The 23,119-nt window shown below is 34.8% G+C and carries 20 protein-coding genes and 1 tRNA gene; 17 read left to right on the top strand and 4 right to left on the bottom strand.

Features of this window, described 5'->3' with window-relative positions:
• The first annotated feature begins 9 nt into the window (after positions 1–9).
• From UH1x_RS04830 to UH1x_RS04800, 7 genes are all read left to right on the top strand, one after another.
• Positions 10–831, top strand: coding sequence for a PKD domain-containing protein (locus UH1x_RS04830; RefSeq protein ID WP_303600353.1), 822 nt, complete (start codon positions 10–12; stop codon positions 829–831).
• Positions 832–981: 150 nt separating this feature from the next.
• Complete coding sequence (locus UH1x_RS04825; RefSeq protein ID WP_482625483.1) at positions 982–2,424, top strand: hypothetical protein; 1,443 nt, start codon at positions 982–984, stop codon at positions 2,422–2,424.
• 10 nt (positions 2,425–2,434) lie between these two features.
• Positions 2,435–3,346 (top strand): polysaccharide lyase family 7 protein, encoded by a 912-nt coding sequence (locus UH1x_RS04820; protein WP_482625481.1) that lies wholly within the window; start codon positions 2,435–2,437, stop codon positions 3,344–3,346.
• A 10-nt stretch (positions 3,347–3,356) separates the two neighbouring features.
• Positions 3,357–4,334 carry a polysaccharide lyase family 7 protein gene (locus UH1x_RS04815; RefSeq protein ID WP_482625479.1) on the top strand — a complete coding sequence of 326 codons (978 nt, stop codon included), beginning with the start codon at positions 3,357–3,359 and terminating at the stop codon, positions 4,332–4,334.
• A gap of 222 nt (positions 4,335–4,556) precedes the next feature.
• Positions 4,557–5,258 carry a FadR/GntR family transcriptional regulator gene (locus tag UH1x_RS04810; RefSeq protein ID WP_036156384.1) on the top strand — a complete coding sequence of 234 codons (702 nt, stop codon included), beginning with the start codon at positions 4,557–4,559 and terminating at the stop codon, positions 5,256–5,258.
• Between the two features lie 95 nt (positions 5,259–5,353).
• Entirely contained in the window at positions 5,354–6,634 is a 1,281-nt protein-coding gene (locus tag UH1x_RS04805; protein ID WP_482625477.1) for an Nramp family divalent metal transporter, read from the top strand.
• A gap of 93 nt (positions 6,635–6,727) precedes the next feature.
• Positions 6,728–6,802 (top strand) — tRNA-Val (locus tag UH1x_RS04800).
• A 20-nt stretch (positions 6,803–6,822) separates the two neighbouring features.
• Here the strand turns inward: UH1x_RS04800 and UH1x_RS04795 are convergent.
• Entirely contained in the window at positions 6,823–8,100 is a 1,278-nt protein-coding gene (locus UH1x_RS04795) for a UDP-N-acetylmuramoyl-tripeptide--D-alanyl-D-alanine ligase (protein ID WP_482625475.1), read from the bottom strand.
• A gap of 62 nt (positions 8,101–8,162) precedes the next feature.
• Positions 8,163–9,830: a gliding motility lipoprotein GldJ gene (gene gldJ, locus UH1x_RS04790; protein ID WP_482625473.1), complete on the bottom strand. Its 1,668-nt coding sequence runs from the start codon at positions 9,828–9,830 to the stop codon at positions 8,163–8,165.
• Between the two features lie 440 nt (positions 9,831–10,270).
• Between gldJ and porV the strand changes: the two genes are divergently transcribed.
• The 9 genes from porV to UH1x_RS04745 all read left to right on the top strand — a co-directional run bounded on the left by porV (position 10,271) and on the right by UH1x_RS04745 (position 19,832).
• Complete coding sequence (gene porV / locus UH1x_RS04785; protein WP_482625472.1) at positions 10,271–11,419, top strand: type IX secretion system outer membrane channel protein PorV; 1,149 nt, start codon at positions 10,271–10,273, stop codon at positions 11,417–11,419.
• Positions 11,420–11,549: 130 nt separating this feature from the next.
• Positions 11,550–12,035, top strand: a complete 486-nt coding sequence (gene cdd, locus UH1x_RS04780; RefSeq protein WP_482626488.1) for a cytidine deaminase — start codon at positions 11,550–11,552, stop codon at positions 12,033–12,035.
• Positions 12,036–12,224: 189 nt separating this feature from the next.
• Positions 12,225–13,223 (top strand): pyruvate dehydrogenase (acetyl-transferring) E1 component subunit alpha, encoded by a 999-nt coding sequence (pdhA, locus tag UH1x_RS04775; protein WP_482625470.1) that lies wholly within the window; start codon positions 12,225–12,227, stop codon positions 13,221–13,223.
• Between the two features lie 4 nt (positions 13,224–13,227).
• The gene (locus tag UH1x_RS04770) at positions 13,228–14,868 is read left to right on the top strand and encodes a dihydrolipoamide acetyltransferase family protein (RefSeq protein WP_482625469.1); all 1,641 of its coding nucleotides are present in this window, start codon (positions 13,228–13,230) and stop codon (positions 14,866–14,868) included.
• Between the two features lie 85 nt (positions 14,869–14,953).
• Complete coding sequence (locus UH1x_RS04765) at positions 14,954–15,991, top strand: M28 family metallopeptidase (RefSeq protein WP_482626487.1); 1,038 nt, start codon at positions 14,954–14,956, stop codon at positions 15,989–15,991.
• A complete protein-coding gene (locus UH1x_RS04760) occupies positions 15,991–16,671 on the top strand; it encodes an SDR family NAD(P)-dependent oxidoreductase (RefSeq protein WP_482625467.1) in 681 nt (226 codons plus the stop codon). Before UH1x_RS04765 ends, UH1x_RS04760 begins: the two co-directional genes overlap by 1 nt.
• 2 nt (positions 16,672–16,673) lie before the next feature.
• On the top strand, positions 16,674–17,276 hold the full coding sequence (locus UH1x_RS04755) for a SprT-like domain-containing protein (protein WP_036156370.1): 603 nt from the start codon (positions 16,674–16,676) through the stop codon (positions 17,274–17,276).
• A gap of 1 nt (position 17,277) precedes the next feature.
• Positions 17,278–18,357: a mannose-1-phosphate guanylyltransferase gene (locus UH1x_RS04750; protein ID WP_482625465.1), complete on the top strand. Its 1,080-nt coding sequence runs from the start codon at positions 17,278–17,280 to the stop codon at positions 18,355–18,357.
• Positions 18,358–18,362: 5 nt separating this feature from the next.
• Positions 18,363–19,832, top strand: coding sequence for a DUF389 domain-containing protein (locus UH1x_RS04745; protein WP_036156366.1), 1,470 nt, complete (start codon positions 18,363–18,365; stop codon positions 19,830–19,832).
• On the opposite strand, the gene UH1x_RS04740 is transcribed toward UH1x_RS04745, so the two are convergent.
• Positions 19,829–20,596, bottom strand: coding sequence for an ABC transporter ATP-binding protein (locus UH1x_RS04740; protein ID WP_036156364.1), 768 nt, complete (start codon positions 20,594–20,596; stop codon positions 19,829–19,831). The two genes, UH1x_RS04745 and UH1x_RS04740, sit on opposite strands and share 4 nt — an antisense overlap.
• The gene (locus tag UH1x_RS04735; RefSeq protein WP_482625464.1) at positions 20,596–21,333 is read right to left on the bottom strand and encodes an MlaE family ABC transporter permease; all 738 of its coding nucleotides are present in this window, start codon (positions 21,331–21,333) and stop codon (positions 20,596–20,598) included. Before UH1x_RS04735 ends, UH1x_RS04740 begins: the two co-directional genes overlap by 1 nt.
• Positions 21,334–21,444: 111 nt before the next feature.
• Between UH1x_RS04735 and pafA the strand changes: the two genes are divergently transcribed.
• Complete coding sequence (gene pafA, locus UH1x_RS04730; protein WP_482625463.1) at positions 21,445–23,118, top strand: alkaline phosphatase PafA; 1,674 nt, start codon at positions 21,445–21,447, stop codon at positions 23,116–23,118.
• The last annotated feature ends 1 nt before the right edge of the window (position 23,119 follow it).

Below are 23,119 nucleotides of genomic sequence, written 5' to 3'. Positions count from 1 at the left end.
TTTTAAACTATGAAAATTAAACAAAATATTTTCCGAAAAACAACTCTGTTACTCTTTAGTATAGTAATTACAAGTTCTTTTGTTGGTTGTGTTGGTTCAGATACTTTTAGAGATGATTTGCCAGATTCTAATTCAAAGGCAGATACGATATTTCCAGAAGCTAATTTTGATTATACGGCGGATCAAACAGATTTTACTATAATAAATTTTACTGATCTTTCAACTGAAGCATCTTCCTATTTATGGGATTTTGGTGGCGGTGAAACTTCTACAGATCGTGATCCTACATTTCAGTTTTCTGGTGAAGGTACATTTCCTGTTACTTTAGTTTCAAGTGATGGTAATGGTGTTACATCAACTGTTACATTAGATGTTGTGGTTGTAGATGAGTTGGTAGCGGCTTTTCAGTGTCCAGATTTCTTGTGTGATCCAAGAACACCTTGGGCCGGTGTAGATAGGGGAACTACTAGTTCTTACTCTGCAAGTTCTTCGCCAACACCACCAGAAGATAATGGTGCGGCTAAACTAAGTAGCAGTTCTAACTTTCTTGATCAAAGCATCCGTGTGGTTTCTGGTGCAACTTATGAGATAACGTTCTGGTATGTAAGTAAAACTACCGGTACTTCTGCAGGTACATTATTAATAGAAGATGCAGATACAGGAGATGATTTTCTTTTACAAGAAATTCCGTTAACTGATCAAGCTTCATCATACGTTCAAACATCATTCTCTTTTACAACAGGTGATGATACAGAGAACATGAGATTTAATATTGAATATGCAGGAACAGAATGTAGATTCTCTAAAATTAGTATTGATAGACTGAATTAGTGAAAATTCTTGAAAATGTAATTTAAAAATGCCACTGCAGTTAACAGTAGTTTCATTTTTAGATTACTCTTCAAGACATCATGTATATTCTTGAACAGAAATTTAAATTGTTTAAGAAGCATCTAACAAAAAATAAAAAAATATAATATTATGAGTTTAATTAAAAAAGGAATAAGTGCCCTTTTGATAACTGGTCTTATCATGTCATGTGATGAAGATGGTTATGAGCCAATTGAGCCAGTTGATTCTTCTGGTGGTTCTATTGGAAGCGTATTTTCAAGTTTTGATGTATCAGCTAGTGGAGATGGTACCATTGTTACAGTAACACCGTTAACTGTTGGTGTAGATTCGTACGTAATTGATTTTGGTGATGGTAGTACACCGTTAACAGCATTGCAAGGAGAATCTGCTACATATGATTATTCTAATGTTGAAGCATCTGCAGACTATACCATAACCGTTACCACTAAAGCTTCAGGGCAAACCGATCTGGTTAAAAATGAAGATATTACGGTAGAGCATACTGTGCAATCTATTGACAGTGCTCCTGCGTCACCAGAAGTTAAAAGATATAATCTTTTAAACATTTTTACAGACGCTAGTTCTGTTGGTACAGCGGGTACAGGTGGTAAGGCTGTAATTTTGGATTCAGGAAACAATCTATTGGAATTTTCTAGACTACATAGTGATGTAGGTGAATTTGCTTTAAGTGATGAGGTGGTTGCAGCAGACGCATTCTATAGCGGTGTTGGATCAAATGATATTCATTTTGATGTATACTCTGAGTTTGCTACAGGTATAGATAAGTTAAAAATAACTTTGGTAGATAGTACAAATGGTACTAGTCATGTAATTGATGATTTAGATTTAACAGATGGTGAGTGGACAGGTTTTGATTTAGACTTGGCTACAGATTTTTCATCTCCTGTATCGCAATTTGAAACAATCCTTTTTGAATTAGGAAGTACGGGTACTGCAAATGATCATGCAACAATTACGGTAGACAATATTTATATGTCAAGAATGACAGGTTCTTCTATTTTGAACGGTGATTTTGAAGATGGTCAAGATTTTTGGAAATGGACAACATTTACGGATGGGGAAACTAATCCTTTTGGTTCTAGTTCAGATGGCTCTAACCAAGATTATGATGGAGTTGATACGGGTAGTAAAACAAGAGGGGCAAAATGGTCATCAAGTCAATCTGGTGGTGATTTAAGAACTTCTAGTTCTAGATATGCATATCAAGAGCTTAATTTGGTTCCTGGTGCAGATTATATTTTAGAATATCAATATGCAATAAAGGACGATAGTGGTACCGATCCAATTGGTGGTAGAAAAATAGTAGGACTAATTCTAGATGGTCAGTATGATGATGGTGCAGATGCTGTTGACAACATAGGGGATAATTTAGGATTTAACGAAGGCTATGTAGCAGAAGGTAAGTTCTCAGATACCACAGATGGTGCAGGTACCTTAGTGCAGATTCCTTTTACTGCAAATGACAGTGGAGAAGTTGCTATAATGTTCTATGCGGTAACACCAAAAGATGCATACATAGATAATGTGAAGGTTCGTTCAGTGAACCCATAATTTATTATTCATGCAAAACACCCGAAAAGGAATATTGGTATTTTTAGTATTACTATTTCTATCTGTAAACGCTACTTCTCAAAATCAGAAAAGTAGCGTTTCAGAATCGGATGTAAAACTTAAAAAATCCAAGAAAAGAAAGAAGAAAGTTAAGCTACCGGAAATTGATTTAAGTAACTGGAAGGTTACAATACCAGAAGGTAGTGGTAAAGGAGGGGCAATAAGTGTAGCACCGCCAGAGATTTTGAATTATGCTACAAATGAGGTGCTGAAACCTTACATGTACAATGATTCTACAAAAGGAGCTCTCACTTTTTATGCGTATCCAACAACTGCAACAACTGCCAACACTAAATATTCTAGGTCAGAATTAAGAGAACAAATGGCTCCAGGAAATGACAATGTAAATTGGACATTTAAGCAAGGGGGCACTTTAAAGGCAAAACTATCAGTTGATGAGGTTTCAAGAGATAAGAATGGTAAATATCATAAAGTAATCATTCTACAAATTCATGGTAGGTTGACCAATGATCAAAAAGATTTAATCAAGCAAAAAGACAATAATGCGCCGCCGGTATTAAAGGTATATTGGCAGAATGGTAAAATTAGAGTCAAAACAAAAAAATTAAAATATGCAGATGTAAATGCTCTTGGCATATTGCATGAAGAAGCTTGGACAGATGATGAAGGATTCAATTTTGAAGAAGAAGTAGGTTTCGGTAAGTTTCAAATTGAAGTGAAAGTTACAGATGGTAAAATGGTGGTTTCGTTGAATAAAACAGAATACGCCGTTTATGACGATTATAACATGAAAAGATGGGGTGTTTTTGAAAATTACTTTAAAGCAGGTAATTATTTTCAAAGCAGAGATGAAGGTTCATTTGCCAAGGTCAGTTTTTACGAACTTGAAGTAAAGCATTAATAAGAAGTATATGATTACAAATAATATTTTACGTTTCTGTAAACCAACTTTAGCAAATTATTTTTTTGCTTTTGCAATGGCATTTGCCATTGTAGGTTGTAGTAACGATGCAGAAATGGATGCAGAGGAAATTGTTCAGGAAGAAGAAGTGGTCGAAGAAGAGGAAGAGGTAACTCCAGAACCAGAAGAGGAAGTGGTTGTTGAAGAAGAACAAGTAGAAGGGGTAGACTTTTTTTTACCGAATATTGATTTAAGTAATTGGAAAGTTACATTGCCAATTGGTAGTCCAGATGAGGTAGAGCCACCAGAGATTATAGAGTATGCTACTGATGAAAGATTAATACCTTATATGTATAATGATTCTACGGATGGTTCCTTGGTGTTTTACACAACGCCTGGTTCGTCTACAACTAATTCTTCCTATTCACGAACGGAATTAAGAGAACAAATGGTACCTGGTAGTAATAGTACAAATTGGACTTTTACGGAAGGTGGTCGTATGAAGGGTACATTGTCAGTGCCTGAAATCACTACAGATGTAGGTGGTGATTTTCATAGAACCTTGGTAATGCAAATTCATGGTAGGCTAACCAATGAGCAAAGAGATTTAATTGGAGAGGATGATAACAATGCTCCCCCAATGTTAAAAATATATTGGCAGAAAGGTAAGGTAAGGGTACTTACTAAAAAGCTAAAAGATCTTAATGCTACAGATGAAGAAATTTTGCATACTGATGCTTGGGAGGATAATGAAGGACATACATTTTCAGAGGAAATCGGTACAGATACATTTAGTCTAGAGATTATAGCTTCAGAAGGTAGGTTGGAAGTTATTTTAAATGAAACTGATTCTGTGGTTTATGAAGATATTCATATGCAAAAGTGGAGTGTGTTTGAAAACTATTTTAAGGCGGGGAACTATTTGCAAACCCTAGATGCGGGTGCGTTCGCTAGAGTTAAGTATTATGAATTAGAAGTCACGCATTAGTGATATGCGATAAATATACCTAGTATAAATAAGAAAGTTGTTTGAGTTAGATTTGTTGAAATGAGTTTACCGGCTTTTTTTAAAGCTGGTAAATCTCATATTAATTTTCTGATGTATAGAATTTAGATGTTATTAAGATTATAATTTTTTATGTTAGGTCATTAAGAATTTTAATTTCTAATAGATAATTTTTTAGACGATTTTCCTTAAAACAAGATATATATGAAATTAGAAATCCTCACAAGGACTGAAAATCAAGAAATACACAATGAAATTATAGTACAGCTTAGAGATTTAATGAATAATAAAAATCTTGAGCCTGGTGATAAACTACCGTCAGAAAGAATGCTCTCAGATAAATTTGGCGTTAGTAGAAGTAGTGTAAGAGAGGCTATTCAAAAATTAGAATTTTATGGTATTTTAATATCCAAGCCACAAAGTGGAACTTTTGTGGCAGATATTGGTCAGGTAGCCATGAACGGTATGGTAAATGACATTTTAAGGCTTGATGAACCAGATTTCAAATCTTTGGTAGAAACTAGGATTTTATTAGAACTTAAAACTGTAAGGTTAGCTGCGAGAAGAAGAACTGATGACGATTTGCAATTGATGAAAAGTGCTTTAGATGCCTATCGTGAAAAGGTAGAAAATGGTGAAGATGCTGTTCAAGAAGATTTGTTGTTTCATTTGGCAATAGCCAGAGCTAGCGGTAATAGTACAATGAATACCTTTATGCTAATTATTACACCAGAAATATTGACCAATTTTGAAAAATATCACGTTTGTGATAAGAATATGGCATTGAGAGGAATTCAAGAACATCAGGATGTTTTTGATGCAATTAAAAAGCAGGATCCTCAATTGGCAAAGGCAAAAATGAAAGTACACTTTAAGAACTTATACCAGTTTTGTTACAATATTTAGTAGTTTAAAATAAATAATAACAATCATATTTATTTTATTCCTAATTTAAGTAACTATCAATTCAATTTTTTTTTCATTATTAATCCACCTAAAGAATGAATAAAATAAATAACACGGCCAAAAAATCAATTTGGAAAAAAATATTGGCTTTAGTATTGGCATTTGGCCCTGGTATCTTTGCTATTGGTTATACTATTGGTACGGGGAGTGTTACCTCAATGATTGTGGCAGGTAGTACTTATGGTATGCAACTTTTATGGGTGCTACTATTAAGTTGTATTTTTTCTGGTTTATTAATGTATGCTTACGGAAACTTTGCTTTGGTTACGGGTGAAACTGCCTTGTATGCTTTTAAGAAGCATTTGAAATGGGGTAAGTTGATTGCTGTTCTAATAATTTTAGGTATTTCTTTTGGTCAATGGAATTCATTAATGGGGATTCTAGGTATTTCCGCAAATATCATTTATGAGATATTCCTTATATATTTTCCCAGTCTGGTAGACGCTAAATATGAATCTGTTTTAATTATAGCAATATCTGTTATAATTATATTTTATGGATTGTTGTTAGTTGGTAAATACACTTTTTTTGAAAAGATTTTGGTCATTTTCGTAACCATAATGGGGCTTTCGTTTATCATTTCTCTCTTTATGGTATATCCTCTGCCAATTGAAGTAGTAAAAGGGTTAGTACCAACAATACCAAAGGTAGAAGGCGGACAAATGATGGTTGCGGCCTTTGTAGGTACCACTATGGCAGCAGCTACATTTCTTTCCAGGCCACTTTTTGTAAAAGGAAAAGGATGGACAATTAAAAATCGTGGACAACAGAAAAAAGATGCTATAATAGCAGCAACACTTGTATTTTTCATAAGCGCTTCTGTAATGGCTGTAGCCTGCGGCGCCTTATTTCATCAAGGACAACCAGTGACCAAGGTGTTGGATATGGTGAATACTTTAGAACCTGTAGCAGGAAAATTTGCCCTTACACTCTTCTTTTTCGGTACGTTAAGTGCAGGCTTGTCATCTATATTTCCGTGTTTATTGATCGCACCTATATTATTGGCAGATTATCAATCTGGTGAATTGGATACCAATTCAAAACAGTTTAGAATAATAACGGCAATAGCTTCATTGTTTGCATTGATTGTTCCAATATATGGAGCTAATCCTATTCAAATGCAAATACTGTCACAAGTTTTTAATGTGTTTGTTTTACCATTGGTGATTTTAGGGATCATCCTTCTCATTAACAACAAAAAATTAATGAACGAGTATAAGGCGGGTATATGGCTTAATTTAGGTCTGTTTGCAGCTCTTTTCTTTTCCTGTGTAATTTCTTATAATGGAATAGTAGCATTATTGGATTATTTTTAAACTTCAGTTAATCTAGGTTTCACTTTTCAATTTATCGATTCATTTTAAAATAAGATTAATAGTATCTTTGTCCCCTTATAAAGAATTATAAAGGGGATATTAGCTCAGTTGGTTTAGAGCGCTGCCTTGACAGGGCAGAGGTCACCGGTTCGAATCCAGTATATCCCACAGTTTTTATCAAAATATGATTAAATAATATCTAGAACACGCTCTAATGCCATACCTCTAGAGCCTTTAATTAGAATACTTGATTTTGGTTTTAATTTGCTCTCTTTTAGGTAAATTTTCAAATCATCAAAGTTTTTTAACTTTATAGATTTAGTACTAGTTCTATTAAAATTTTCACCTACTAATATTACTTTTTCAAAACTTAGGTCTAAAGCTAAATCGGCAATATGTTGATGTTCTTCCATAGCAGAACCTCCCAATTCGAACATGTCTCCTAGAATCAAAACTTTTTTATCTTTTTTTAAGGTGTCAAAGTTCTCTAATGCCACCTTCATACTTGAAGGGTTTGCATTATAAGCATCAAGAATTATGTAATGTCCGTTTTTATCTATTATCTGAGATCTGTTATTGTCTGGCGTGTAGCATTCAATTGCTTTTTTAATTTTGCTCAACTCTACATTAAAATATTTTCCAATGATGATTGCAGCACAACAGTTTGGGAAATTATAGGTGCCAATTAGGTTAGATTTCATAATTGTCCCTTCAACCTCTATAGTAACGAACGGTTGGGCCTCTACTAACGCAATATTATAATATTTGGAATTTTTAGTACTAAAACCATATTTTTTGATGTAGGTATCGAGTTTTTCTAATTGTATGGAATCATCTGCATTTAAAAATATCGACTTTTTATTTGCAATTAAATAATCATATAATTCGCTCTTACCTTTTATAACACCTTCAACTCCTCCAAAACCTTCCAAATGCGCTTTGCCAAAATTTGTGATGTATCCATAATCTGGTTCCGCAATTGTACACAAAAATTCTATTTCCTTTAAATGATTAGCACCCATTTCTACAATGGCAATCTCAGTGTCTTGCTGTATTCTTAGTAAAGTTAGCGGTACACCTATATGATTGTTTAAATTTCCTATAGTGGCAATGGTTTTATGGGTTGTACTTAGTACGGCATTAATCAATTCTTTGGTAGTTGTTTTTCCATTACTACCAGTAAGACTAATGATTTTTGCTTTAGATTTCTTTCTATGGAAGTTGGCCAATTGTTGTAATGTGGTCAAAACATCGTCTACAATAATTGTTCTTTGGTCAATGAAGTATTCTTCCTCATCCATAATGACCAAGCTTGCTCCGCTGTCAAGTGCTTTTTGAGCATACGTGTTACCATTAAAATTCTCTCCCTTCAATGCAAAGAAAATGTCATTCTCTTTAATTTTTCTAGTATCTGTACTTACTGAAGGGTTTGCTAGGAAAGCTAAATGTAATTCTTGAATTTTCATAAAATCGAAGATAAAAAAAAGCCCCTTAAATAAGGAGCTTTTTTAATTCGTAAGGAAGAAAATTATTTAGCTTTCTTTCCTCTAACTGTTTTGTTTTTTGTTTTCGATTTAGAACCCACTCTAGACATTGCACATCTAAAACCAATATAATCGGTAGCCATATATTGTGGCAAGTATCTTCTTTGTGCTGGATCCAACCAGTAAGCTCTATCTCTCCAAGAACCACCTTTGTAAACTCTTACTTCATCATTTATCAAAGTAGTTCTGTTGTTAGAAGCATCATAACCTTTAACTAAATTTCCTAAAGAATCTCTTTCAACAGAATGTTTAGGGGAGTTGTACATTTTCTTGCTTTCATCTTCCTCTTCACCATCGTTGAATCTGTCATAGAACCTAGAGGAACCTGCGTCACCATCTCTGTATCCTCTATTATCACTAGAAGAGAAGTTGGTTCTTAAATATGTTTCTTCTTCATCAACTGGTACCATTTTAATTTCGCCTGGTAAGTTTACAGCAACTACTTTTCCGTTTGGTAATGTATCATAAACGATAGAATCTCTAAGTATATTCACTTTACCGTCTTCACCAATTGCACTTTTCATGTATATGTTACCTCTGTAGTAGTTGAAATCACTTACTTCATCGTCAACTATTGGTCTATAAACATCAGCTACCCATTCTGCAACGTTACCAGCCATGTCATAAAGACCTAAATCGTTTGGCTTGTAAGACATAACCTGAGCAGTAATATCTGCACCATCATCAGACCAACCTGCGATTCCGCCATAATCACCTTTACCTTGTTTAAAGTTTGCTAATTGATCACCTCTACCAACACGTTGTCCGTTACGAGTGTAATCACCTTCCCAAGGATATTTTTTTCTACCTCTGTAATTGTTGTATTCTCTTTGTCCAACTTGGGCCTGAGCAGCATATTCCCATTCAGTTTCGGTAGGTAATCTATATTCTGGCATTATAATACCACTACTTCTTTTTGCGAAAGTAGATGTACTATCTTTTTTCTGTTTTCCTTGTAAAGAATCAATTTGTCCGTTATATACAGATTCTGGTCTGTTTAAGTAAGCTTCAGTACTGAAAGTACCTTGAACCTCTCCTGTAGCTGCTTGATATTTAGCGTCTTCAGATAAGTAACCTTCTCTTTCTAGCATAACTTCGTTTACACGGTCAGTTCTCCATTCTGCAAATTGAGTAGCCTGGATCCAGTTCACACCAACTACAGGATACTCTGCATATGCTGGGTGTCTCAGGTAGTTATTTGTCATGGTTTCATTGAAGCCTAATCTGTTTCTCCAAACCAAAGTATCTGGTAAAGCACCTACATAAATGTTAGTGTACTTTGGGTTTTCTGGAGGATAAACACTTTTTAGATAATCTAGGTATTCCAAATACATTACGTTGGTAACCTCGGTTTCATCCATATAAAAAGATTGGACATGCTGTGCAGTCGGAGTATTGTTCCAATCATGCATTACATCATCTTGTACTTTACCTTTAGTAAATGTACCACCTTCAACAAATACCAATCCAGGAGCGGTTTCTTGCTCTTTAAAGTCGGTATTGTATTGAAAACCGCCTTCCTTGGCATTTATCTTCCAACCTGTAGCTCTAGACGTATTTTTTCCAGATGAGGATTTAGAACAGCTACTTACTGTAAAACCTCCTACTAATACCGTGCATGAGAGTACAACTTTTATTAAATGTTTTTTCATAATTAGGACTTGAGTTCAATTTTCATAAACTATAGTAGTTTGGTAACTATAGGAATATGATACTGTAATTTCTTTTAATTTGTTTGTCACTTTCGCTCAATAGAACGGTGTTTTTATGAGATTATTTTACAATTGAAAATAATTTTAAAAATCTCATGGCGAACTGTCAATAAATTTTGGCTCGCTTTAATAGGTAAACGCTTAAAACAACTAATTAGTATGGTTTTGATTAATTCTTTTAGAAACAATAAACAACCGGGATTTATTGAGATTTAAAAAGGCGAAGATGTCTTTATTGATACTCGTATGGTAAAATGTTGCAAAAAACTTAATATTCATGCAAGATAACGGGAAAATGTGCGTTTACATGTAAAATATTGGAGCTTGAAATAGGGTATTCACTATATTTCACCTTTAAAAATTTAAAGAACTATTCTAAAATGAGAAAAATTTCTATAATTTTCTTTGTATTTATTATCGGTAAGGTATTTGCCCAAGACGATCAACGTGTAATTACTACAGCCGTACCATTTCTTACAATTGCAGCAGATGCAAGATCTGCGGGTATGGGTGATATGGGTGTAGCAACGTCTACAGATGCTTTTTCTCAACAATGGAATCCTGCTAAATTTGCTTTTGCGGAGCAAAAAATGGGTATTGGTGTAAGTTATACTCCTTATTTAGAGAGTATTATAACTGACATTTCGTTGTTGAACGCTAGTTTTTACAACAAGTTAGATGATCAGAGTGCATTTGCTGTTAGTTTAAGGTACTTTACATTGGGTGAAATCGAATTAAGACAATTCGCTAATGATCCAGGTACTATTGCTAAACCAAATGAATTAGCATTGGACGGTTCTTATTCCTTAAAGTTAAGCCCTACTTTTTCTATGGCAGTTGGTGGTAGATATATTAGGTCTAACCTAAAATTACCGCAGAACGGAACAGAAGATTCTCAGGCTGCAGGTTCATTTGCTGTGGATGTAGCAGGTTACTATAGATCACGTGAAATAGCATATAATAATTTCGATGGTAGATGGAGAGCTGGTTTCAATCTTTCAAATATTGGAGGTAAAATTCAGTATGATGAAGGTGGACAAGAGAATTTTTTGCCTAGTAAATTAAGTTTTGGTGGTGGTTTTGATTTTATTTTAGATCAGGACAATGTAATAGGTATAACAACTGAATTTACTAAGTTATTAGTGCCAACACCTCAAGATTTTGATAACGATGGTGATGTAGATTCAGCTGATAATGATATTTACCAAAATGAAAGTGGGTTCAGTGGAATATTCAATTCTTTTTCTGATGCACCAGATGGTTTTAGTGAAGAGTTAAAAGAATTTACTTGGGCATTAGGGGCGGAGTACACGTATCAAGATGCTTTTATGCTTAGAACAGGTTATTTTAATGAAAGCGAAGAAAAAGGATCTAGAAAGTTTTTTACACTTGGTGCAGGTTTTAAATTTAAAGCGGCACAGGTAGACTTATCTTATTTGTTCTCAACATCTCAAGTTAGAAATCCTTTAGAAAATACATTGCGTTTTTCACTTACTTTTAATCTAGGTGAAGAGTTTTATAATGATTAATACTTAATACAGATATATTTTATAAAAAAAACCTGCTTTAAGCAGGTTTTTTTATGCGCTAATTATTTTTATTCAATTATTATAAGTGTCAAGTATATATTTGTAGATTGAAAAATAAAATAAAGATATGATCAGTCAAAAGAAGATAAGCTTTGATATAACAGTATATGATTCGGTAAGTGAATTAAGTAATGATGATCAAAATCTAATGTCATTTGCAGTGAAAGCTAGAAATAGAGCCTATGCTCCCTATTCCAGTTTTAATGTCGGTGCATCACTTCTATTGGAAAATGGAGAGATTATAGAAGGAAATAACCAAGAAAATGCATCTTATCCTTCAGGACTGTGTGCGGAAAGAGTGGCCGTTTTCTATGCCGGAGCAAAATACCCGGGAGTGAGAATTAAGGCGATTGCCATTACGGCAGCATCGCTAAATCATGAAGTTAATGAGCCGGCTGCGCCCTGTGGGAATTGTAGACAAGCTATTTCGGAGTATGAATTTAGACAAGGTGAGTCGATAAAAATTCTACTAATGGGGGAGACAGGTAGTATAATAAAATGTAATTCTTTGGCAGATTTATTGCCTTTAGGGTTCAATAGTAGTTTCCTTAGTTAAGAATTATTAAAAAAAGTATTGTAAATAAACACGTTATGTGCTTTATTTGTTAAGCACGTAATTTCTGGATGGATTTGCTTCTAATATTTTTATCGATTCATTTATATGTGTATTTTTGCTCTTCTTGGATACCTAGGTCATACATACCTCTGTTATCAAATAAAGAATTTAAACCTTTAGTTAAAATTGATGAAAAAAATCACCAAGGAAACGTATTTAAAGTGGTATGCAGACATGCTGTTTTGGAGAAAGTTTGAGGATAAATTGGCTGCTGTATATATTCAGCAAAAGGTAAGAGGGTTTTTACATTTGTATAATGGGCAAGAAGCTGTTTTGGCTGGTGCTCTTCATGCAATGGATTTAACCAAAGACCGAATGATAACTGCTTATAGAAATCACGTTCAACCTATTGGTATGGGTGTTGATCCTAAAATGGTTATGGCTGAGCTTTATGGTAAAGTAACAGGTACTTCTAAAGGTATGGGTGGGTCCATGCATATCTTTTCTAAGGAGCATCGCTTTCATGGAGGTCACGGTATTGTTGGGGGACAAATTCCTCTAGGTGCAGGTATGGCCTTTGGTGATAAGTACGCAGGTAGAGATAACGTTACCTTATGTTATATGGGTGATGGTGCTGTAAGGCAAGGGTCTTTACATGAGACTTTCAACTTAGCTATGTTATGGCAGTTGCCAGTTGTTTTCATTTGCGAAAATAATGGTTATGCTATGGGGACTTCGGTAGCAAGAACATCTTTTTCTACAGAAATCTGGAAGCTAGGTTTGGGTTATGAAATGCCTTGTGGACCAGTAGATGGTATGAATCCTGTTACGGTTGCTCAAGAAATGAGTAAAGCTATTGAAAGAGCACGTAGTGGTGGCGGACCAACTTTCCTTGAAATGAAAACTTACAGATACAGAGGTCATTCAATGTCAGATGCTCAACATTATAGAACCAAGGACGAAGTTGAAGAATATAAAAAGATTGATCCAATTACTCAGGTGTTGGATATAATCAAAGAAAATAAATACGCAACTGACGATGAAATCAAGGACATTGACAAGAATGTTAAGGTCATGGTTAAAGAGTGCGAGAAGTTTGCAGAAGAATCAGATTATCCAGCAGTAAACCAATTATACGATATGGTTTACGAACAAGAGGATTTTCCATTTGTTCAACATAAATTATAATTAGATGGCTATAGTAGTAAACATGCCCCGTTTAAGCGATACCATGGAAGAAGGTACCGTAGCTAAATGGTTAAAAAGCGTTGGAGATAAAATAGAAGAAGGAGATATATTGGCGGAAATCGAAACTGATAAGGCGACGATGGAATTCGAATCTTTCAATGAAGGTACTTTGTTGCATATTGGTATTCAAGAAGGAGATACTGCTCCTGTAGATAGCCTTTTAGCGATTATCGGTGATGAGGGAGAAGATATTTCTGCTTTGATCAGTGGAGGTGGTGCAACTGCTTCAGAAGAGGAATCTGCTGAAGAGCCTGTTGTTGAGGATTCTTCTGAAGATGCCGAAGCTCAAGGTTCTGGTGAAATTCCTGAAGGAGTAGAAATCGTAAAGATGCCTCGTTTAAGTGACACCATGGAAGAAGGTACTGTGGCTAGTTGGTTAAAGAAAGTTGGTGATGATGTTGAAGAGGGGGATATTCTTGCAGAGATAGAAACGGATAAGGCTACAATGGAATTTGAGTCTTTCTATAACGGTAAATTGTTATATATAGGTATACAAGAAGGTGAGTCTTCTCCTGTAGATGCAGTTTTGGCAGTTATAGGTCCAGAAGGAACGGATGTTGATGCCGTTTTAAGTAATAAATCTGGCGGAAGTAAAAAGAGTTCTGCTACCGAAGCTAAAAAGGAAGATAAAAAATCTGCAGATACTACTGGTAAGAAAGAGGTTTCTAAATCGGTTGCAGATGGTGAACGTATTTTTGCATCTCCTTTGGCCAAAAAAATTGCAGCGGATAAAGGTATAGATTTGGCTAGTGTTTCCGGTTCTGGAGATAATGGCAGAATTACTAAAAAAGATATAGAAAATTATACGCCAAGTGCAGCTGCAACTCCTGTTGCTTCATCAAGTGCAAAGGCTGATAATGCAATAGCTTCTCAGCCGGTTTCTATGGCTTTGCCATCTGGTGAGGAAGGTACGGAAGAAGTTAAGAATTCTAATATGCGTAAGGCTATTGCCAAAGCATTGGGTAATTCTAAATTTAACGCACCACATTTCTATCTTACTATAGAGGTGGATATGGATAATGCAAAAGCTTCACGTGCACAAATAAATAGTTTGCCTGACACCAAAGTATCATTTAATGATATGGTATTGAAAGCTTGTGCAATGGCACTGAAGAAGCATCCACAGGTAAATACTACTTGGAGTGCTGATGCTACAAAATTTCACAAGCATATTCATATGGGAGTTGCTGTGGCAGTAGATGAAGGTCTAGTTGTACCAGTTGTAAAACATGCTGACTTATTGGGCTTAACACAAATAGGAAGTGCTGTAAAAGATTTAGCGGGTAAGGCAAGAAACAAGAAGATTGCTCCATCAGAAATGGAGGGTAGTACATTTACCGTTTCTAATTTAGGTATGTTTGGTATTCTTGAGTTTACAAGTATCATCAATCAGCCAAATTCGGCTATACTTTCCGTTGGTGCAATTGTAGAAAAACCAGTTGTTAAAAATGGGGAGATAGTAGTAGGTAACACTATGAAGTTGACTCTTGCTTGTGATCATAGAACAGTAGATGGTGCTGTGGGAGCACAATTCCTTCAGACATTGAGATATTTTGTAGAAAATCCTGTTACTATGTTAGCGTAGAACATTGATTTAAAAATAGAATTAGAAAAGCATCCTTTCATCGGGATGCTTTTTTTTATCTTTATATTTTAAACTAGAAAAGATGATGAAACATATATATGTAGCTTTTTTTAGCTTTTTACTTTTAAGTTGTGGAAGCACAAAAGTAAATCAATCCACGGTGTTGAATCCTACGAATCCAAAAGGTGTTAAGGGTTCGGTTCTGCCTGCATCCAAAGATTCTCAATTGGAAAGTGTAAAGTCAAATGTTTCTGTCAAAGCTTTGTCCGTTGATATAGAAGCAATCATGACTTTCTTGACGTCAGATGAATTACAGGGTAGGGATACTGGGAGTGAGGGAATTGAAAAGGCTGCAGATTATATTCAAAATGTATTCAAGAACAATAATGTTCTACCTTATTTTGCAACATATAGAGATACATTGGAAAACTATAGTGACGGTGTAGCTTATAATGTAGTTGGTTTTTTACCTGGGACAGATTCAAAACTTAAAAATGAATTCGTGGTAATTGGCGCACATTATGATCATATAGGCTTGATTAGCGGAGGCGGAGATGATACTATAGCAAATGGTGCCAATGACAACGCATCTGGTACTACTGCTGTTTTGGAATTTGCTAAATATTTTGGTGAACATAAAAACAACAAACGGAGCGTAATTTTTGCCCTATTCACTGCAGAAGAAAAAGGATTGGTAGGTTCTAAGCATTTAGCTAAAAAATTAAAAGAACAAAGTATTAGTTTGTATACTATGCTAAATTTTGAAATGGTTGGTGTGCCAATGGTAGAGAAGGATCATAGTTTGTATTTAACAGGTTATGAATTATCTAATTTAGCAGAAATCAGTAATGGCTATGCCAATAAAAATTTGGTAGGGTTTCTTCCAAAGGCAAAAGAATTTAATTTATTCAGACGTTCGGACAATGCGCCATTTCATGATGAGTTTAATGTGCCTTCCCAAACCTATAGTTCCTTTGATTTTACCAATTTTGGTGAGTATCATAAGGTAGGTGATGAAGCATCGTTAATGGATTATGATTTTATGGCTACAATTGTAAGTGAAACTGTACCAATGCTAGAGGGTATTATAAATGCACCGATAAAAGAAGTAAAGTATAACTAATGGAATACATTATAGTAACAGGTACCAGTAGAGGAATAGGATTTGAGTTAAGCAAATTATTGGCTGACGCTGGGTATATGGTTTTAGCGCTTTCTAGAAATGCAGAACCGATTAAGAATCTTAATCATAAAAATATTGAAGCATTTTCTTTTGATGTCTCCGCTAAAGAAAGTAGAGATCATCTTTCTAAGTTTTTAAAAGATAAAAGTGCTAGTGTTTTAGCGCTTATAAATAATGCGGGTAAGCTTATAAATAAACCATTTCTAGAAATAACAGAAGAGGAATTTAAGGCGGTATATGATGTAAATGTATTTGGTGTGGCCGCTGTTACAAGGCTTGCTATTCCGTTCATGAATAAAAGCGGTCATGTTCTTACCATTAGTTCTATGGGCGGTATACAGGGTAGTGCTAAATTCCCGGGACTTTCAGCTTACAGTTCAAGTAAAGGGGCAGTATTGACTTTGACGGAATTATTGGCTGAAGAATTTAAAGAAACTGGTCCGTCATTTAACGCATTGGCTTTGGGGGCAGTACAAACAGAAATGTTGGAAGAGGCATTCCCAGGTTATGAAGCTCCGGTAAGTGCAAAGGAAATGGCAGAATATGTAATGGACTTTGCGTTAAAGGGACAGAAAATGTATAACGGTAAAATTTTGCAGGTTAGTAGTAGTACGCCATAATAATGCAGCAAACATTAGCTAAATATCTTCCTGAGTTAGCGGTTAGTCCTTGTTTTGAACTAATTAAGGATACTCAGGTGCATTTAAAAATCGTTAATGAGCGTGTAACTAGGCATGGAGATTATAGAAGAAGAAAAGACGGTAATCATCAAATAACGGTAAATGCTTCTTTAAATAAATACAGGTTCTTAATTACTTTAATTCACGAAATTGCCCATTTAATTGCTTTTGAGAAATATGGGCGTGGTATTAAGCCGCATGGTCTAGAATGGAAAAAAACATTTCAACATTTAATGATTCCGTTTATTAGACCAGAGATATTTCCTTCGCAATTATTACCGTTATTAGCTAGACATTTTAAGAATCCAAAGGCAAGTAGTAGTACTGACGCTCAGTTATCTATTGCTTTAAAACAATTCGATGAACAACAATCGGAAAAAACTTACGTTTACGAATTACCAATAGGGTGCGTTTTTCGCATCTATAATGGCAAATTATTTAAAAAAGGAAATAAACGAACCAAGCGTTATGAGTGTATAGAAATATCTACAGGAAGGATGTTTTTATTTCAACCAAATGCTGAAGTAGAATTAATAAAAAGCTGACATGAATAAAAATTATTATGCCGTTTTAATGGCAGGAGGAGTAGGATCGAGATTCTGGCCAATAAGTACAAGCGAAAATCCGAAACAATTTCATGATATGTTGGGTACAGGTGATACCCTTATTCAGAAAACGTTTCAAAGGTTAAATAAGTTTGTACCTACCGAGAATATTTTGATTCTTACCAACGAGCGTTATAATGATTTAGTGTTAGAGCAATTACCTTTGGTAAAACAAGAGCAAGTAGTTCTTGAGCCTGCCATGAGAAATACAGCACCATGTATTTTGTATGCTGCCATGAAAATTCAGAAAATGAATGAAGATGCGGTTATGATTGTGGCACCAAGTGATCATTGGATCGAAGATGAAGATGCATTTGCAAAAGATGTAACGGCGTGTTTTAAAAAGTGTGAAAAAGAAGATGTTTTGTGTACGTTAGGTATTAAGCCTTCTTTTCCAAATACCGGTTTTGGGTATATAGAGTCTAATAAAACGGATACTGCTTCAATTAAAAAAGTAAATCAGTTTAGAGAAAAACCTGATTATGAAACTGCAAAAGATTTTCTTGCACAAGGTAACTTTTTGTGGAATGCAGGGATATTTATGTGGAGTGCAAAAACTATAGTCAATGCATTTCAAAATTTTCAGCCAAAGCAGCACGCATTATTTAGAGATGGTCTAGTATGTTATAATACAGATGATGAAAAGAAGTTTATCTCTGAGAACTACCCAAAGGCTGAAAACATTTCTATTGATTATGCCATTTTAGAAAACTCGAAAGCTATTTACGTTAAAGAGGCTACTTTTGACTGGAATGATTTAGGTACTTGGGGGTCATTATATGATAAGTTAGATAAGGACGAGAATAAAAATGCCATAGTAAATGCGAAAGTATTAACGCAAGATGCTAGTGGTAACATGATAAGGTCTAAAGCCGGTAAGGTTGTTGTTGTAGATGGTCTTAATGATTATATCATAGTTGACAAAGATGAAGTACTTTTGATCTATCCAAAGACTAAAGAACAAGATATCAAACAAGTTTTAAATAAGGTGAAAGATGCCTTTGGTGATGAATTCGCTTAATAAATATGGAGAACAATCTTAATCAAGATAATATTACCCCTACTAGTAATGAAGGTGGAGGTAGTGAAGAAGTAAAAAAAGATTTTCAAGGTCTTTTAGGTAGTGTAAAAAAGTTCCTTTCTGAGCTTTTGGATATTAGAACCAATACAGATCAGCAAGCAACTAAAGAAGCTATTATAGCCGATATTCCTTTTAAGGGGCATACTTCTTGGATTTTGATATGTTCCATTTTTATTGCATCTATAGGTCTAAATGCCAATTCTACAGCGGTTGTTATTGGCGCCATGTTAATATCGCCATTAATGGGACCTATTTTAGGAATAGGGATGTCTGTGGCAATCAATGATATAGATACCTTAAAAAGATCATTAAAGAACTTTGCGGTAATGGTGGTACTTAGTGTCATTACCGCATATTTATTTTATCGTTTTTTTCCGCTTAGAGATGAGTCTTCAGAGCTTTTAGCTAGAACAGAGCCAGATATTAGAGATGTTTTAATAGCTTTTTTTGGTGGCTTGGCATTGGTAATAGCCCGTGCCAAAAAGGGTACTATAGCGAGTGTTATATTTGGTGTTGCAATTGCAACGGCATTAATGCCACCTTTATGTACTGTAGGTTTCGGTTTGGCAATTGGTAATTTTGAATACGCTACAGGGGCAATGTACCTGTTTATTATCAATACTATTTTTATAGCCTTGGCGACCTTTTTGGTGATAAAGCTTTTGAAATTTCCCATGGTTCGTTACGTGAATTCGCAACGAAGAAAATTAATTGCAAGGTTAGCTTCTTTATTGGCTGTATTGGTAATGATTCCTGCTGGTATTACATTTTACAATGTATTCAAAAAATCATTGTTTAATAGAGATGCAGAGTCCTTTATTACAGAGAAAATAGAACCATATCAATTTACAGGAGAAGGTAAGTTTCTAAGAGATTTTAGTGAGGTGGTATATGATGATGAAGGTAATTCTAAAATTGAATTGTTCTTTATGGGCAATGAGGGAATACCAGAAAATGTAATTGCTACGTGGCGTACACAAATGGCAGATTATAAACAATTAAATGGTACTGAGCTTGCCGTTGTTCAGGGTTCTAGAAGCGATGAGGCAAATGAGCTTAAATACGTGAATGAGCTATATGAATCTCAGAAAAGTATTTTAACCAGTAAAGATGAGAAAATACAGGTTTTAGAGACTGAGTTGATGCGTTTAAATCAAATTTCATCAAATCAAATCCCTTTTAAAGAGATTAGTCTTGAAGCAAAGACCAATTACGAAAACTTGGATCGAATTGGATATGCATATTTGATTTCGACAGATTTTACAAAGACGGATAGTATTCCCTTATTTGAAGTCACATGGAAAAAAGAAGCTAAAAGAGCCGAAACAGTTAAGGATATGGCTAAGCTGCAAGAATGGCTGAGACTTAGATTGGATAATAAGAATATTCAAATTAAGGAAATGCCTAAAGACTAGTTTTGTTCTTGTATATACATTTGGCGCACTTTCTTAAAAAGGTCAGATGAATACACAAAATTAGTTACGGCTTCATTATCGGTTTTAAAGATTTCGTTTTTAGTACCTTCCCATTCTAAAAGTCCATCCTTAAGAAATATTATTTTTTCTCCAATTTGCATTACAGAGTTCATGTCATGAGTGTTTATGACTGTTGTAATGTTATATTCTTCGGTAATTTCTTTGATCAGGTCGTCTATTAGGATTGCCGTTTTAGGGTCCAGACCAGAATTAGGTTCGTCACAAAATAAATATTTTGGGTTCATTACAATTGCACGGGCAATTGCTACACGTTTCTGCATACCTCCAGAAATTTCGGAAGGGAATTTATGATGTGCATCGATTAGGTTTACTCTTTTTAGAACGGCATCTACACGGTCTTTCATTTCAGATTTAGACTGCTTAGTAAACATTTCTAAAGGAAACATTACATTGCCTTCAACACTCATACTATCAAATAGGGCGCTACCCTGAAATACCATACCCATTTCTTGTCTTAAATCGCGCTTTTCATCATCAGAATGCTCTGAGTAGAGTTTGCCATCATATGCGATGCCACCTTCTTCTGGTTCAAAAAGACCCAGTAGGCATTTAAGAAAAACGGTTTTACCAGATCCACTTTGTCCAATAACCAAATTTGTTTTTCCTTTTTCAAAGGTGGTAGTTATGCCCTTAAGAATATGAGCGTCGCCAAAAGATTTGTGTATGTCTCGTACCTCTATCATTATCCTAGTAAAAGTTGAGTTAAAATATAATTAAGAATGATAATTACAACACTCGTCCAAACAAATGAAGTTGTACTTGCTTTACCTACTTCTAACGCTCCACCTTTCATATAAAAACCATGAAATGAAGGGATGGTAGCAATAACAAAGGCAAAAATTAAAGTTTTTACGAAAGCGTATGCAATATGAAAAGGAACAAAATCTGATTGCAAACCAGTGATAAAATCTTCACTAGTTAAGAATCCTCCAAAAACTCCTGCCATCCATCCGCCAAATATTCCTACATACATAGAAATGGCAATGGCGAAAGGATAAAATAACATAGCAATAATTTTAGGGAATACTAAATAGTTCAATGAGTTTACACCCATAACCTCTAAAGCATCAATTTGCTCTGTAACACGCATTGTACCAATACTAGAAGTAATATAGGAACCTACTTTACCTGCCATTATAATAGAAACGAAAGTTGGTGCAAACTCTAAAATAACCGATTGGCGAGTTGCAAAACCAATTAGGTCTCTTGGTATTAACGGGTTGGTAAGATTAAGTGCTGTTTGTATGGCTACAACGGCACCAATAAAAAAGGAGATAAAAATGATAATACCTAATGAGCTAAAAATCAACTCGTCTATTTCCTTGAATATAAGTGACTTCATTATTCTCCATTTGGTCGGTTTTTTAAAAACCTCACGGATCATAATAGCATAGCTTCCTACAGATGCTAAATAGTTCATTTATTAAAAATAAAATTCTTACCGTAAAAATAACAATAAAGGACTTGATTTAACCTCCGTTTAATCTTTAAAGGTGTAAATTATTTACATTTGTGCTACAATCCTATCTCAATGAAAATGAAAAATTATTTTGTTGCTTCTTTGTTAGTGAGCACGATGTTATTTGTAAGCGTATTAAGCGCACAAAAGAAAAATAAAGAAACCGGCAATGACAATCTTTTAAGGGTAAAGCCTAAATTGGTTGTAGGTATTGTAGTAGATCAAATGCGTTATGATTATTTAACTCGTTTTTATGATCACTTTGGAAATGACGGATTTAAAAGACTTGTTGAGCAAGGTTTTAATTGTAAGAATAATCATTTCAACTACGCGCCTACCAGTACAGGTCCTGGTCACACATCTGTGTATACCGGTACAACGCCTGCGGTACATGGTATTATTGGTAATAATTGGTATGATAAGGAATTAGATGCCAGTGTATATTGCGCAAGTGATGATACATATACTTCTGTTGGTACAACTGCAGATGCGGGTAAAATGTCTCCACATCGTATGGGGGTTACGACCATTACGGATGAAGTACGTTTAAATAGCCAAATGAAAGGAAAAACTATTGCTATTGCATTAAAGGATAGAGGTGCTGTGTTGCCTGGTGGGCATACAGCTAACGCAGCATACTGGTTTCATGGCGCAGATGAAGGTAATTGGATAACAAGTTCATTTTATATGACGCAATTGCCTAAATGGGTAAATGATTTTAATTCATCAGGTACAGCGCAATCATACAAGAAAGTATGGAATACTTTAAAAGATATAAAAGAATATAAAGAGAGTGGAACCGATAATAATTTATTTGAAGGAAAATTTGAGGGAGAATCAACCACTTCATTTCCGCATAACCCTGCAGAACTTTTAGATAAGAATAAAAGTTTTGATATTATTAAGGCAACACCATTTGGTAATTCTTTGACTGCTGATTTTGCTATTGAAGCATTGAAGCAAGAGAATTTGGGTAAGGATGACATTACAGATTTTCTTGCAGTAAGTTTTTCAAGTACAGATTACGTAGGGCATATGTTCGGTGTTAACTCAAAAGAGATTCAAGATACGTACTTAAGATTAGATGCGGACTTGGCAAGACTGTTCAAGGCGTTGGATAAGAACGTGGGCGAAGGGGAGTATACCCTGTTTTTAACTGCGGATCATGGTGCTGTTGAGGTGCCAACCTATCTAAAAAGTGAAAAAATCCCTTCTGGATATGTGGACACAGCTGCTAATAAAAAGAGATTAAATGAGTTTTTACAGTATAAATATGGTACTGAAGATATTATAAAAAACTATTCCAATGATCAAATATTCTTGGACCATAAAATAGTAAAGAACTTAGATCTTAGTTTGGCAGACGTACAAGTTGAAATAGCTCAAGAAGTTTTGGGTTATGATGCAATAGATAGGGTATATACTGCAAATCAAATGTGGAGCAATGATTATACATCTGGTATTCCTTATATCTTACAGAACGGTTATAACCAAAAGAGATCTGGTGACGTGTTGGTAGTGTTAAAACCAGGGTATATTTCATACAGTACAACGGGTTCTACACATGGGTCACCTCAAATATATGATACGCATGCACCATTATTGTTTTATGGTAAAGGCATAAAGTCTGGTTCAACGGTTAACAGAACAGAAATACCAGATATCGCGCCAACTATTTCTGCTTTGTTGGGAATATCTTTTCCAAACGGTGCAACGGGTAAACCTATAACCGAGGTGATAAAATAAT

It is taken from the genome of Maribacter sp. UH1 (genome assembly GCF_056839145.1).
This window is presented reverse-complemented; position numbering and strand designations above follow the sequence as displayed.